The organism is Affinundibacterium baiyunense (genome assembly GCF_018139645.1).
GTDB lineage: Bacteria > Pseudomonadota > Gammaproteobacteria > Burkholderiales > Burkholderiaceae_D > Undibacterium > Undibacterium baiyunense.
This window is the reverse complement of sequence record NZ_JAGSPM010000014.1, coordinates 58,249-69,720: the sequence shown is the minus strand read 5'-3', so window position 1 is coordinate 69,720 and position 11,472 is coordinate 58,249. Positions and strand designations below refer to the sequence as shown.

The following is an 11,472-nucleotide window of genomic DNA, read 5'->3' as shown; positions in this document are numbered from 1 at the left end:
TGATAACGTATCTATCACTGTTAAGTTGATCAACCCGATCGCGATGGAAGAAGGCTTGCGCTTCGCTATCCGTGAAGGTGGTCGTACTGTTGGTGCTGGTGTTGTTGCTAAAATCATCGAGTAATATATTTTGAATTAAGCTCTGAAGTTTGATCTTGAGTAATCACGATAAAATTTAGAGAAATTTAAAATTTGGTGTACACTAGTCGGCTGTCGTGCTTTTTTTAGGGCGACAGCCGTTTTGTTTTAGCGGTCGTAATAAGTGCTCTTTGTTAAAAATGCCACATTCACTACATCGTGGCTCGTTCTTTACAGGAAATATCATGTCTACAGCAAATCAAAAAATCCGTATTCGCTTGAAAGCTTTCGATTACAAATTGATCGACCAATCAGCTTTGGAAATCGTAGAAACAGCTAAGCGCACCGGTGCTGTTGTTAAAGGCCCAGTTCCTTTGCCAACACGTATTCAACGTTTCGACGTATTGCGTTCCCCTCACGTCAATAAAACTTCCCGTGATCAATTCGAAATCCGCACGCATCAGCGTTTGATGGATATCGTTGATCCTACAGATAAAACTGTTGACGCATTGATGAAGCTCGACTTGCCAGCTGGTGTCGATGTAGAAATCAAATTGCAATAATTAATAAAGCGATAAATCTCATTGCAGGGCGTAGGCCGTCGTTGCTTGTCCTCGCAATACTTAAGTGTTGCTGCGGGAAGCGCCGAATTTTGCATCCCTGAAATGAAATTTCTCACATTATTAATGTGTTGTCAGATTTATTGGTTGTGGTTAATTTCGAGTTGTTGAAATTAAATCGCATCAGAAAAAACTGACATACCATAATTTTTTCCATTTTCAAATAAATTTTTCTTGTAAGTGGAAATTATTCGGGTTAAAATCGAAAGCTTAAATTTTGATAGGCTTTGGCTTGTCTATTTTTAAGTTTTAAAAGTAAGTTTCTAAACATCAGCCTCACCCAATCGTAGGTGAGAATGGAGAAAACAATGAGCTTGGGCCTAGTTGGTCGCAAGGTTGGTATGATGCGTATCTTTACTGAAGACGGTGATTCAATTCCAGTCACAGTATTAGATGTATCAAACAATCGCGTGACACAAATCAAAACTCCTGAAACAGACGGTTACTCCGCTGTTCAGGTGACATTCGGTCAGCGCCGTGCATCCCGTGTAACTAAAGCGGCTGCAGGTCACCTCGCAAAAGCGGGTGTGGAAGCTGGTACTGTCTTAAAAGAATTCCGTGTTGACGCTGCTAAAGCTGCTGAACTTAAAGCGGGCGATGTTGTGCCTGTTGGCTTGTTCGAAGCTGGTCAAAAAGTCGACGTGCAAGGTGTGACAATTGGTAAGGGCTATGCCGGTACTATTAAACGTCACCACTTCGCATCTGGTCGCCAAACGCACGGTAACTCACGTTCACATAACGTACCTGGTTCTATCGGTATGGCGCAAGATCCTGGTCGCGTTTTCCCAGGTAAGCGCATGACTGGTCACTTGGGTGATGTTGCGCGAACTGTGCAAAATCTTGTTATCGCTCGTGTAGATGCTGATCGCCAATTGTTGTTGGTGAAAGGTGCTATTCCAGGTGCGAAAAACGGTCAGGTGATTGTATCGCCAGCTGTTAAAGTTAAAGCAAAGAAGGGGGCTTAATCTATGGAACTGAAGCTCCTAAATGCAGAAGGTCAAGCTGCTTCTAATGTTGCTGCGCCAGATACTATTTTTGGTCGTGATTACAATGAAGCTTTGATTCACCAAGTTGTTGTTGCGTATCAAGCGAATGCTCGCAGTGGTAACCGCAAACAATTGGGCCGTGACGAAGTTCACCACACAACCAAGAAGCCATGGCGTCAAAAAGGTACGGGTCGTGCTCGTGCTGGTATGTCATCTTCCCCATTGTGGCGTGGAGGTGGTCGCGCTTTCCCTAACTCTCCTGATGAAAACTTCTCTCACAAAGTTAATAAGAAGATGTATCGCGCAGGTATCTGTTCGATCTTGTCTCAGTTGGCACGTGAAGGTCGTTTGAATGTTGTTGACAGTATGACTGTTGATGCACCAAAAACTAAGTTGTTGTCTGAAAAATTGAAGACGATGGGTTGCTTGGATTCAGTATTGATTATTACTGAAGACTTCAACGAAAACTTGATGTTGGCTGCTCGCAATCTGGTTAACGTATTGGTTGTTGAGCCACGTTATGCTGATCCAGTTTCTTTGGTGTTCTACAAGAAAGTGTTGATCACTAAAGCGGCCTTGACAAAGATTGAGGAGATGCTGGCATGAGCGTAATCAAGCATAGTGAAGAACGCCTGATGAAGGTGTTGCTGGCTCCGGTGATCTCTGAAAAAGCAACTATGGTTGCAGAGAAAAACGAGCAAGTTGTGTTCCTGGTAATGCCAGATGCAACTAAGCCAGAAATCAAGGCTGCTGTTGAGTTGCTGTTTAAGGTTCAGGTTGAATCTGTGCAAGTAGCTAACCGCTTGGGCAAACAAAAACGTACTGGTAAATTTAATGGCCGTCGCAATCATACAAAACGCGCTTTTGTCTGCTTGAAACCAGGTCAAGAGATTAACTTTACCGAGGGGGCATAAGCATGGCACTCGTTAAGATGAAGCCAACCTCACCAGGCCGTCGTGGTATGGTTAAAGTGGTAACTGAAGGCTTGCATAAAGGCCGTCCGTTTGCTGCTTTGTTGGAAAAGAAAAATAAAACTGCTGGTCGTAACAACAACGGTCATATCACTACACGTCATATTGGCGGTGGTCATAAGCAGCATTATCGCGTAGTCGATTTTAAACGTTCTAAAGATGGTATTCCTGCAAAAGTTGAGCGCATTGAATACGATCCTAACCGTACAGCACACATTGCATTGTTGTGCTACGCGGACGGTGAACGTGCATACATCATTGCATCCAAAGGTATGGCTGCTGGCGATCAGATTATGAATGGCTCTCAAGCGCCAATCAAATCTGGTAACTGCTTGCCAATCCGCAATATCCCAGTTGGTACAACTATGCATTGCGTAGAAATGTTGCCAGGTAAGGGTGCGCAGATTGCTCGTACTGCTGGTGCTGGCGTGGTGTTGATGGCTCGCGAAGGTACATACGCTCAAGTGCGTTTGCGCTCTGGTGAAGTACGTCGTATCCATATCGAATGCCGTGCAACTATCGGTGAAGTCGGTAACGGTGAGCATAACCTCCGTAAGATTGGTAAAGCTGGTGCGATGCGTTGGCGCGGTGTTCGCCCAACAGTTCGCGGTGTTGTCATGAATCCTATCGATCACCCACACGGTGGTGGTGAAGGTAAGACAGCAGCAGGGCGTCATCCAGTTTCTCCATGGGGTCAGCAAACTAAGGGTAAGAAGACACGTCGCAATAAGCGTACGACTTCCATGATCGTCTCACGCCGTGGCAAGAAATAAGGGGTAACACATGACACGTTCAGCTAAAAAAGGGCCGTTTTGTGACGCCCATTTGGTAAAGAAAGTCGAAGCTGCGCAAGCAACTAAAGACAAAAAGCCAATCAAAACTTGGTCACGTCGTTCGACTATCATGCCTGATTTCATCGGTCTGACAATCGCTGTGCACAATGGTAAGCAGCACGTACCTGTGTACGTTTCTGAAAACATGGTAGGCCATAAATTGGGCGAATTCGCATTGACTCGCACATTTAAAGGTCATATCGCGGATAAGAAAGCGAAGAGATAATATGGAAACCAAAGCAATATTGAAGGGTGTACGTCTGTCCGAGCAAAAAGGTCGCTTGGTTGCAGACTTGATCCGTGGTAAGAAAGTCGATCAAGCATTAAACATCTTAGCTTTCAGCCCGAAAAAAGGCGCAACTATCATCAAGAAAGTGTTGGAATCCGCAATTGCGAATGCTGAACACAATGATGGCGCTGATATCGATGAATTGAAAGTGACGACGATTTATGTCGAAAAAGGACCAATTTTGAAGCGCTTCACAGCGCGTGCAAAAGGTCGCGGTGATCGTATCTCTAAACAATCCTGTCACATTTATGTGACTGTTGGTAACTAAGGAGTCACGATGGGACAGAAGATACATCCAACCGGTTTCCGTTTGGCGGTAACACGTAATTGGTCTTCTCGCTGGTATGCAGGCAATGGTAACTTTGCCTCCATGTTGAGCGAAGATATCAAAGTACGTGACTACTTGAAAAAGAAACTGAAAAATGCATCAGTAGGTCGTATCACTATTGAGCGTCCAGCTAAAAACGCACGTATTACTATTTACAGCTCCCGTCCAGGCGTTGTGATTGGTAAAAAAGGCGAAGATATCGAATCCTTGAAAGCGGATTTGGGCAAGATCATGGGCGTGCCTGTGCACGTAAATATCGAAGAAATTCGTAAGCCAGAAATCGATGCGCAATTGATCGCTGATTCTATCTCTCAGCAACTTGAAAAACGTATTATGTTCCGTCGCGCGATGAAACGTGCGATGCAAAACGCAATGCGTCTCGGTGCTAAGGGTATCAAGATCATGTCTAGTGGTCGTTTGAATGGTATCGAAATCGCACGTAAGGAATGGTATCGTGAAGGCCGCGTGCCTCTGCATACATTGCGCGCTGATATCGACTACGGTACAAGTGAAGCGTCTACGACATACGGTATTATTGGCGTTAAGGTATGGGTTTACAAAGGCGATCGCTTAGCAAATGGCGATGCACCAGTAATCGAATCCGCACCAGAAGACGACAAAAAACGTCGTGGCCCACGTCGCGAAGATGGCAAGCCAAACAGCCGTCCACGTGCGAAGCGCCCTGAAGGTCAAACTCCAACTGGTGCAGCACCAGCAGCTAAACGTGTTCGCACAAAAGCAGCTGACGGTGCGGTATCAGCTGAGAAAGCAGGAGAATAATCATGCTGCAACCAGCACGCAGAAAATATCGTAAGGAACAAAAAGGCCGCAACAAGGGTATTTCCCATGATCGTGGCACAGCGGTTTCCTTCGGTGAATTTGGTTTGAAATCAATTGCACGTGGTCGTATTACAGCACGTCAAATTGAAGCTGCACGTCGTGCTATGACTCGTCATATCAAACGTGGTGGCCGTATCTGGATTCGTATTTTCCCAGACAAGCCAATTTCTCAGAAGCCAGCTGAAGTTCGTATGGGTAATGGTAAGGGTAATCCAGAGTACTACGTCGCCGAGATTCAACCAGGCAAGATGTTGTACGAAATGGACGGCGTTGATGAAGCGCTGGCACGCGAAGCTTTCCGCTTAGCAGCTGCTAAATTACCATTGTTGACAACGTTTGTCGTACGTCAAGTCGGCACTTAATAGGGAGTTGTAAATGAAAGTATCTGAACTCCAAGGCAAAGACTCCGCAGCTTTGACGAAAGAATTGAATGATTTGTTGAAGGCACAATTCAGCTTGCGTATGCAAATCGCTACGCAACAATTGAATAACACTTCGCAACTCAAAAAAGTTCGTCGTGACATCGCCCGAGTTAAAACAGTCATGAATCAGAAGGATGCCAAATAATGAACGATCAAGTTAAAGTTGCACTGAAGCGCACATTGATTGGCAAAGTTGTTTCCGACAAGATGGATAAAACAGTGACAGTCTTAGTTGAGCGTCACGTTAAACATCCTTTGTACGGTAAGATCATTGTGCGTACTGCGAAATATCATGCGCACGATGAAGCGAACCAAGCAAAAGCCGGTGACACAGTCGAGATTCAAGAAGGTCGTCCAATCTCCAAAACAAAGGCATGGACATTGACTCGCGTTGTACAAGTTGCGCCAGTTTTATAAAAGTTGTTGCAGTAATCGTTTTTTGATGTAATAATGATGGGCTGTCATTTGCAAAGCATGCGAATGGCAGCCTAAATGTCTCTCAGGTCAGCATTTTGAGAGTGGTTAAAAAATCGTCCACCTAATCGGTTGACTCGTGTGTTGTTATTTGTGCTTCTAAGGGCGTCTGACAATAAATGGGTTGGCTGGCGGGACCAAGACTGACTACAGATTTGCAATGTGCGGATTGTGTGGATTAAGTTGGGAAAGAGAACAATATGATTCAAACAGAAAGCCGGCTAGAAGTGGCTGACAATACTGGTGCGCGCGAAGTTTTGTGCATTAAAGTGTTGGGCGGTTCTAAGCGTCGTTATGCAGGGATCGGTGACGTTATTAAAGTCACAGTGAAATCCGCTGCTCCACGCGGTCGCGTGAAAAAAGGTGAAATTTACAATGCAGTTGTGGTTCGTACTGCTAAAGGTGTTCGTCGTCAAGATGGCTCTTTAGTGAAGTTCGACGGCAATGCTGCAGTGTTGTTAAATGCAAAGCTCGAGCCAATCGGAACACGTATTTTCGGCCCAGTAACACGCGAACTGCGTACTGAGCGTTTTATGAAGATCGTTTCGCTTGCTCCTGAAGTGCTGTAAGGAGTCGTGATGAATAAGATTCGTAAAAACGACGAAGTCATCGTCTTGACGGGTAAAGACAAGGGTAAGCGTGGTCAAGTGCAGCAATGCGTTGATGCGAATTACGTTGTTGTTGCAGGTGTTAATGTTGCTAAGAAAGCGACTAAGCCTAACCCAATGACTGGAGCAGTTGGTGGCATCGTTGATAAATTGATGCCGATTCATGTTTCCAATGTTGCGTTGTTCAACGCTGCATCTGGTAAAGCAGACCGTGTAGGCTTTAAGGTTGTGGATGGTAAGAAAGTCCGCGTCTATAAGTCCACTGGCGAAGTTGTGAAGGCATAAAGTCATGGCCCGTCTACAAGCATTATATAAAGATAAAATTGTTGCAGATTTGACTGAGAAATTCTCTTACAAGTCTCCAATGGAAGTTCCTCGCATCTTGAAGATCACCTTGAATATGGGTTTGTCCGAAGCGATTGCTGATAAGAAGGTTATCGAGCATGCTGTTGGCGATCTGACGAAGATTGCAGGTCAAAAACCTGTCGTAACTAAAGCACGTAAAGCGATCGCTGGTTTCAAAATCCGCGAAGGCTATCCAATCGGATGTATGGTCACATTGCGTGGCGCACACATGTACGAATTCTTGGATCGTTTCGTGACTGTAGCTTTGCCACGCGTTCGTGACTTCCGCGGCGTTTCTGGTCGCGCATTTGACGGTCGTGGTAACTACAATATCGGTGTTAAGGAACAGATCATTTTCCCTGAGATCGAGTACGACAAGATTGACGCGTTGCGTGGTATGAATATTAGTATTACTACGACAGCTAAGACCGACGAAGAAGCAAAAGCGCTTCTCGCCGCATTTAAATTTCCGTTCAGAAACTGAGGTCGCCATGGCAAAATTGGCACTGATTAATCGTGAGCAAAAGCGTGCAGATTTGGTGAAGAAATTCGCCGGCAAACGCGCCGAATTGAAGGCCATCATTGATGACCAATCAAAAACTGAAGAAGAGCGCTATTTAGCTCGTTTGAAGTTGCAGGCATTGCCGCGTAATTCTAATCCGACTCGTCAGCGCAATCGCTGCACTTTGACAGGTCGTCCACGTGGCACATTCCGTAAGTTTGGTTTGGGCCGTATTAAAGTCCGTGAATTCGCCATGCGTGGTGAAATCCCGGGTATGACTAAAGCTAGCTGGTAATAGGAGAATAAGCAATGAGTATGAGCGATCCTATCGCCGATATGCTGACCCGCATCCGTAACGCGCAAGTTGTTCAAAAGACTGCCGTCGCGATGCCGTCCTCAAAGGTAAAAGTTGCAATTGCAAACGTACTGAAGGACGAAGGCTACATTGAGGATTTCGCAGTAGTTGAAGCTGCTGGTAAATCTGAATTGAAAATCGGTTTGAAATATTATGCAGGACGTCCTGTTATTGAGCGCTTGGAACGTGTTTCACGTCCAGGTCTGCGTATTTACAAAGGTAAAGACGAGATCCCAAGTGTAATGAACGGTTTGGGCGTGGCCATCGTGTCCACACCTAAGGGCGTTATGACTGACCGCAAAGCGCGCGCAACCGGTGTCGGTGGCGAAGTTATTTGCTACGTCGCCTAAGGAGTGCAAGATGTCTCGAGTAGGTAAAATGCCAATCGCGTTGCCAGCAGGTGCAGAAGTTGCCATCTCCGCAGCGGCGATTACAGTAAAAGGCCCTATGGGCGTATTGACACAAGGCTTAAACGGCTTGGTGTCTGTGGCTAACGAAGGTGGTTCGTTGAACTTTAGTCCAGCGAACGACAGCCGTGAAGCGAATGCAATGACAGGTACTTTGCGTGCACTGGTCAACAATATGGTGACTGGCGTAACAAAAGGCTTCGAGCGTAAGCTGACATTGGTGGGCGTTGGTTACAAAGCGCAAGCGCAAGGCGATAAGTTAAATCTCTCCTTGGGTTTTTCTCATCCTGTCGTACACGACATGCCTGCTGGCGTGACATGTGCAACGCCAACTCCAACTGAAATCCTCATCAAAGGTGTGGATAAGCAGAAGGTTGGTCAGGTCGCAGCAGAAGTTCGTGCATACCGCAGCCCAGAGCCTTATAAAGGCAAGGGTGTCCGCTACGCGGATGAAGTGGTTGTGATTAAAGAAACCAAGAAGAAGTAATAGGGGTTAGACGATGGATAAGAAACAATCACGTCTGCGCCGCGCGACTCAAACCCGTGCCAAGATCGCAGAGCTCAAGGTCACACGTTTATCTGTGCACCGTACGAACTCTCACATCTACGCTAGCATCATTGATGCAGATTCCAAAGTGTTGGCATCTGCTTCTACAGTGGAAGCTGAAGTGCGTGCAGAATTGGCAGCGGCATCTAAGCACGGTGGTAATGCTGCGGCAGCCACTTTGATTGGTAAGCGCGTTGCGGAAAAAGCATTGAAAGCAGGAGTTACCGAAGTCGCGTTTGATCGCTCCGGTTTTCGTTACCACGGTCGTGTGAAGGCGTTGGCGGAAGCTGCGCGTGAAGCCGGCTTGAAGTTCTAAGGAATATTGTCATGGCAAAAATGCAAGCAAAAACAGCAGCCGACAAGCCGGATGATGGCATGCGCGAAAAAATGATCGCGATCAACCGCGTAACCAAAGTGGTTAAGGGTGGTCGTATCATGGGCTTCGCAGCGCTGACAGTTGTTGGTGATGGCGATGGTCGCATCGGTATGGGTAAGGGAAAGTCGAAAGAGGTTCCTGTAGCTGTACAAAAAGCGATGGAAGAAGCGCGTCGTAAAATGATCAAAGTGACTTTGAAGAATGGTACTTTGCAACACACCGTTATTGGTAAGCATGGTGCATCTTCAGTCATGATCTCTCCAGCTAAAGAAGGTACTGGTGTGATCGCTGGTGGTCCAATGCGCGCTATTTTCGAAGTGTTGGGTGTTACTAACGTTGTTGCAAAATCTAACGGTTCCACAAATCCATACAACATGGTTCGTGCAACTTTGAACGGTTTGGCAAAAATGAGCACTCCAGCTGAGATCGCAGCGAAACGCGGCAAGTCCGTTGAAGAAATTTTGGGCTAAGGTGATCGCAATGACTAAAACAGTAAAAGTACAATTGGTCAAGGGTTTGATCGGTACGCGCGAATCACATCGTGCGACAGTGCGTGGCTTAGGTTTGCGTCGTGTTAACTCAGTATCTGAGTTAGAAGACACACCAGCAGTGCGCGGTATGATCAATAAAGTCTCGTATCTTGTGAAGGTTGTATCGTAAGCCTTAGGGTTTCCGATCGGAGCAAATTATGGAATTAAATACAATCCAACCAGCTGATGGTGCAAAACACGCAAAACGTCGTGTTGGTCGCGGTATCGGTTCTGGTTTAGGTAAAACGTCTGGCCGTGGTCACAAAGGTCAGAAATCTCGTACTGGCGGCTTTCATAAAGTCGGTTTCGAAGGTGGTCAAATGCCTTTGCAACGCCGTTTGCCTAAGCGTGGTTTCAAATCTTTGGCAACACCATACAAAGCAGAAGTTCGTTTGTCTGACTTGGAAAGTTTACCAGTCACAGAAATCGATATTTTGGCTTTGAAGCAAGCTGGTGTCGTTTCTGAATTGGCACGTGTAGTTCGCGTGATTTTGTCAGGTGAGATCACAAAGAAAGTAACTTTGAATGGCTTAATCGCTACCAAAGGTGCGAAGGCTGCGATCGAAGCTGCTGGCGGCTCTGTCGCTTAAGTCAACATTCATTGCGAACTTCTGGAGCAATAATTGGCAACATCTCCTCAACAAACTAAAAGTGCTGCAAGCGGTTTTCCTTGGGGAAGACTGTGGTTTTTGCTAGCAGCACTGGTTGTATATAGGATAGGCGCACATATACCTGTTCCTGGAATTGATCCAAAGGTATTGGAAGATTTATTTAAACAAAACCAAAATGGTATTTTGGGGATGTTTAATATGTTTTCTGGTGGTGCTTTGTCTCGCTTCACAATTTTGGCGCTGGGAATTACGCCGTACATTTCTGCATCGATCATCATGCAGTTGATGTCAGTAGTTTCCCCGCAGCTAGAAGCCTTGAAGAAAGAAGGCGAGTCTGGTCGTCGTAAGATCACTCAGTACACGCGTTACGGCACTTTAGTATTAGGTATTGTACAGGCTTTCTTTATTGCTTTTGGCTTAGAGACGCAAGCAGGTTTGGTGTTAGATCCTGGTGTGGCGTTTAGATTTACGACTGTCGTTACTTTGGTAACTGGCACGATGTTTCTGATGTGGTTAGGTGAACAAATCACCGAGCGAGGTCTTGGAAACGGTATATCTATCATCATTTTCGCTGGTATCGTGGCAGGTTTGCCCGGAGCGTTAGCTGGTTTATTCGAGTTAGTACGCACTGGTTCTATGCAAGCATTTTCTGCTCTGGTAATTTGCGTGATGGTTGCTGCAGTGACTTATTTGGTCGTGTTCGTAGAGCGCGGTCAACGTAAGATTCTGGTGAATTATGCGAAGCGTCAAGTTGGCAATAAAGTGTATGGTGGTCAAAGCAGTCATTTACCACTCAAGTTAAACATGGCAGGTGTGATTCCTCCGATTTTTGCTTCCTCAATTATTATGCTGCCTGCCACGATTACTGGCATGTTCGCAAAGGGCGCAGAAGATCAGAACTCTGGTTTTGTTCGGTTCTTGCAAGATTTGGCAAGTTCCTTAACAACAGGGGAGCCGGTTCATGCATTGCTATACGCTGTAACGATTATCTTCTTCTGCTTCTTCTACACTGCGTTGGTGTTTAACAGCAAAGAAACAGCAGATAATTTGAAGAAGAGTGGTGCGTTTGTTCCAGGGATTCGTCCCGGTGACCAGACTGCGCGTTACATAGACAAGATCTTGATGCGTTTGACTTTGATTGGTGCGGTATATATTGCATTAGTTTGCTTGTTACCAGAGTTGCTGATCGCTCATTGGAAAGTACCATTTTATTTTGGCGGCACGTCGCTGTTGATTATTGTGGTGGTTACGATGGACTTTATGGCTCAAGTGCAGAATTATGTAATGTCACAGCAATACGAATCGCTTCTTCGTAAAGCAAATTTCAAGGGCGGCATGCCTTCACGGTAA

23 protein-coding genes are annotated in these 11,472 nt (G+C 45.8%); all 23 read left to right on the top strand.

Annotated features, from left to right (window positions below; translation table 11 throughout):
• Positions 1–124 (top strand): EF-Tu C-terminal domain-related protein (locus KDM92_RS17240; RefSeq protein WP_456243385.1); only part of this gene is annotated, 124 nt, incomplete at its 5' end.
• Between the two features lie 199 nt (positions 125–323).
• Entirely contained in the window at positions 324–641 is a 318-nt protein-coding gene (gene rpsJ / locus KDM92_RS17235) for a 30S ribosomal protein S10 (protein WP_186892579.1), read from the top strand.
• A gap of 365 nt (positions 642–1,006) precedes the next feature.
• Positions 1,007–1,663 (top strand): 50S ribosomal protein L3, encoded by a 657-nt coding sequence (rplC, locus tag KDM92_RS17230; protein ID WP_212685625.1) that lies wholly within the window; start codon positions 1,007–1,009, stop codon positions 1,661–1,663.
• Between the two features lie 3 nt (positions 1,664–1,666).
• Entirely contained in the window at positions 1,667–2,290 is a 624-nt protein-coding gene (gene rplD, locus KDM92_RS17225; protein WP_212676796.1) for a 50S ribosomal protein L4, read from the top strand.
• Complete coding sequence (rplW, locus tag KDM92_RS17220) at positions 2,287–2,598, top strand: 50S ribosomal protein L23 (RefSeq protein WP_186892582.1); 312 nt, start codon at positions 2,287–2,289, stop codon at positions 2,596–2,598. Before rplD ends, rplW begins: the two co-directional genes overlap by 4 nt.
• 2 nt (positions 2,599–2,600) lie before the next feature.
• Entirely contained in the window at positions 2,601–3,428 is an 828-nt protein-coding gene (rplB, locus tag KDM92_RS17215) for a 50S ribosomal protein L2 (RefSeq protein ID WP_189347734.1), read from the top strand.
• Between the two features lie 10 nt (positions 3,429–3,438).
• Positions 3,439–3,714 carry a 30S ribosomal protein S19 gene (rpsS, locus tag KDM92_RS17210; RefSeq protein WP_186917405.1) on the top strand — a complete coding sequence of 92 codons (276 nt, stop codon included), beginning with the start codon at positions 3,439–3,441 and terminating at the stop codon, positions 3,712–3,714.
• A gap of 1 nt (position 3,715) precedes the next feature.
• Positions 3,716–4,045, top strand: a complete 330-nt coding sequence (gene rplV, locus KDM92_RS17205; RefSeq protein ID WP_186892585.1) for a 50S ribosomal protein L22 — start codon at positions 3,716–3,718, stop codon at positions 4,043–4,045.
• Between the two features lie 9 nt (positions 4,046–4,054).
• Positions 4,055–4,885, top strand: coding sequence for a 30S ribosomal protein S3 (gene rpsC, locus KDM92_RS17200; protein ID WP_189347736.1), 831 nt, complete (start codon positions 4,055–4,057; stop codon positions 4,883–4,885).
• Between the two features lie 2 nt (positions 4,886–4,887).
• Complete coding sequence (gene rplP / locus KDM92_RS17195) at positions 4,888–5,307, top strand: 50S ribosomal protein L16 (RefSeq protein ID WP_186892587.1); 420 nt, start codon at positions 4,888–4,890, stop codon at positions 5,305–5,307.
• 13 nt (positions 5,308–5,320) lie between these two features.
• A complete protein-coding gene (gene rpmC / locus KDM92_RS17190) occupies positions 5,321–5,512 on the top strand; it encodes a 50S ribosomal protein L29 (RefSeq protein WP_186892588.1) in 192 nt (63 codons plus the stop codon).
• Complete coding sequence (rpsQ, locus tag KDM92_RS17185) at positions 5,512–5,784, top strand: 30S ribosomal protein S17 (protein ID WP_186892589.1); 273 nt, start codon at positions 5,512–5,514, stop codon at positions 5,782–5,784. Before rpmC ends, rpsQ begins: the two co-directional genes overlap by 1 nt.
• Before the next feature lie 257 nt (positions 5,785–6,041).
• On the top strand, positions 6,042–6,410 hold the full coding sequence (gene rplN, locus KDM92_RS17180; protein WP_006464924.1) for a 50S ribosomal protein L14: 369 nt from the start codon (positions 6,042–6,044) through the stop codon (positions 6,408–6,410).
• A gap of 9 nt (positions 6,411–6,419) precedes the next feature.
• Positions 6,420–6,734 (top strand): 50S ribosomal protein L24, encoded by a 315-nt coding sequence (gene rplX, locus KDM92_RS17175; protein ID WP_212685624.1) that lies wholly within the window; start codon positions 6,420–6,422, stop codon positions 6,732–6,734.
• Positions 6,735–6,738: 4 nt separating this feature from the next.
• Positions 6,739–7,278 carry a 50S ribosomal protein L5 gene (rplE, locus tag KDM92_RS17170; protein WP_189347740.1) on the top strand — a complete coding sequence of 180 codons (540 nt, stop codon included), beginning with the start codon at positions 6,739–6,741 and terminating at the stop codon, positions 7,276–7,278.
• Between the two features lie 7 nt (positions 7,279–7,285).
• A complete protein-coding gene (rpsN, locus tag KDM92_RS17165) occupies positions 7,286–7,591 on the top strand; it encodes a 30S ribosomal protein S14 (protein ID WP_189347742.1) in 306 nt (101 codons plus the stop codon).
• A gap of 14 nt (positions 7,592–7,605) precedes the next feature.
• Complete coding sequence (gene rpsH / locus KDM92_RS17160) at positions 7,606–8,001, top strand: 30S ribosomal protein S8 (protein WP_189347744.1); 396 nt, start codon at positions 7,606–7,608, stop codon at positions 7,999–8,001.
• Positions 8,002–8,011: 10 nt separating this feature from the next.
• Positions 8,012–8,545 (top strand): 50S ribosomal protein L6, encoded by a 534-nt coding sequence (rplF, locus tag KDM92_RS17155; RefSeq protein ID WP_189347746.1) that lies wholly within the window; start codon positions 8,012–8,014, stop codon positions 8,543–8,545.
• A gap of 13 nt (positions 8,546–8,558) precedes the next feature.
• Complete coding sequence (gene rplR / locus KDM92_RS17150) at positions 8,559–8,921, top strand: 50S ribosomal protein L18 (protein ID WP_189347748.1); 363 nt, start codon at positions 8,559–8,561, stop codon at positions 8,919–8,921.
• Between the two features lie 11 nt (positions 8,922–8,932).
• Positions 8,933–9,451 carry a 30S ribosomal protein S5 gene (gene rpsE / locus KDM92_RS17145; protein ID WP_186917415.1) on the top strand — a complete coding sequence of 173 codons (519 nt, stop codon included), beginning with the start codon at positions 8,933–8,935 and terminating at the stop codon, positions 9,449–9,451.
• A 10-nt stretch (positions 9,452–9,461) separates the two neighbouring features.
• Positions 9,462–9,641, top strand: coding sequence for a 50S ribosomal protein L30 (rpmD, locus tag KDM92_RS17140; RefSeq protein ID WP_189347749.1), 180 nt, complete (start codon positions 9,462–9,464; stop codon positions 9,639–9,641).
• A 28-nt stretch (positions 9,642–9,669) separates the two neighbouring features.
• Positions 9,670–10,101, top strand: coding sequence for a 50S ribosomal protein L15 (gene rplO / locus KDM92_RS17135; RefSeq protein ID WP_189347751.1), 432 nt, complete (start codon positions 9,670–9,672; stop codon positions 10,099–10,101).
• Between the two features lie 33 nt (positions 10,102–10,134).
• Positions 10,135–11,472 (top strand): preprotein translocase subunit SecY, encoded by a 1,338-nt coding sequence (gene secY / locus KDM92_RS17130; RefSeq protein WP_189347753.1) that lies wholly within the window; start codon positions 10,135–10,137, stop codon positions 11,470–11,472.

Coding starts and splice junctions, on each gene's coding strand:
- rpsJ (WP_186892579.1), top strand. CDS start 324: ATGTCTACAGCAAATCAAAAAATCCGTATTCGCTTGAAAGCTTTCGAT.
- rplC (WP_212685625.1), top strand. CDS start 1,007: ATGAGCTTGGGCCTAGTTGGTCGCAAGGTTGGTATGATGCGTATCTTT.
- rplD (WP_212676796.1), top strand. CDS start 1,667: ATGGAACTGAAGCTCCTAAATGCAGAAGGTCAAGCTGCTTCTAATGTT.
- rplW (WP_186892582.1), top strand. CDS start 2,287: ATGAGCGTAATCAAGCATAGTGAAGAACGCCTGATGAAGGTGTTGCTG.
- rplB (WP_189347734.1), top strand. CDS start 2,601: ATGGCACTCGTTAAGATGAAGCCAACCTCACCAGGCCGTCGTGGTATG.
- rpsS (WP_186917405.1), top strand. CDS start 3,439: ATGACACGTTCAGCTAAAAAAGGGCCGTTTTGTGACGCCCATTTGGTA.
- rplV (WP_186892585.1), top strand. CDS start 3,716: ATGGAAACCAAAGCAATATTGAAGGGTGTACGTCTGTCCGAGCAAAAA.
- rpsC (WP_189347736.1), top strand. CDS start 4,055: ATGGGACAGAAGATACATCCAACCGGTTTCCGTTTGGCGGTAACACGT.
- rplP (WP_186892587.1), top strand. CDS start 4,888: ATGCTGCAACCAGCACGCAGAAAATATCGTAAGGAACAAAAAGGCCGC.
- rpmC (WP_186892588.1), top strand. CDS start 5,321: ATGAAAGTATCTGAACTCCAAGGCAAAGACTCCGCAGCTTTGACGAAA.
- rpsQ (WP_186892589.1), top strand. CDS start 5,512: ATGAACGATCAAGTTAAAGTTGCACTGAAGCGCACATTGATTGGCAAA.
- rplN (WP_006464924.1), top strand. CDS start 6,042: ATGATTCAAACAGAAAGCCGGCTAGAAGTGGCTGACAATACTGGTGCG.
- rplX (WP_212685624.1), top strand. CDS start 6,420: ATGAATAAGATTCGTAAAAACGACGAAGTCATCGTCTTGACGGGTAAA.
- rplE (WP_189347740.1), top strand. CDS start 6,739: ATGGCCCGTCTACAAGCATTATATAAAGATAAAATTGTTGCAGATTTG.
- rpsN (WP_189347742.1), top strand. CDS start 7,286: ATGGCAAAATTGGCACTGATTAATCGTGAGCAAAAGCGTGCAGATTTG.
- rpsH (WP_189347744.1), top strand. CDS start 7,606: ATGAGTATGAGCGATCCTATCGCCGATATGCTGACCCGCATCCGTAAC.
- rplF (WP_189347746.1), top strand. CDS start 8,012: ATGTCTCGAGTAGGTAAAATGCCAATCGCGTTGCCAGCAGGTGCAGAA.
- rplR (WP_189347748.1), top strand. CDS start 8,559: ATGGATAAGAAACAATCACGTCTGCGCCGCGCGACTCAAACCCGTGCC.
- rpsE (WP_186917415.1), top strand. CDS start 8,933: ATGGCAAAAATGCAAGCAAAAACAGCAGCCGACAAGCCGGATGATGGC.
- rpmD (WP_189347749.1), top strand. CDS start 9,462: ATGACTAAAACAGTAAAAGTACAATTGGTCAAGGGTTTGATCGGTACG.
- rplO (WP_189347751.1), top strand. CDS start 9,670: ATGGAATTAAATACAATCCAACCAGCTGATGGTGCAAAACACGCAAAA.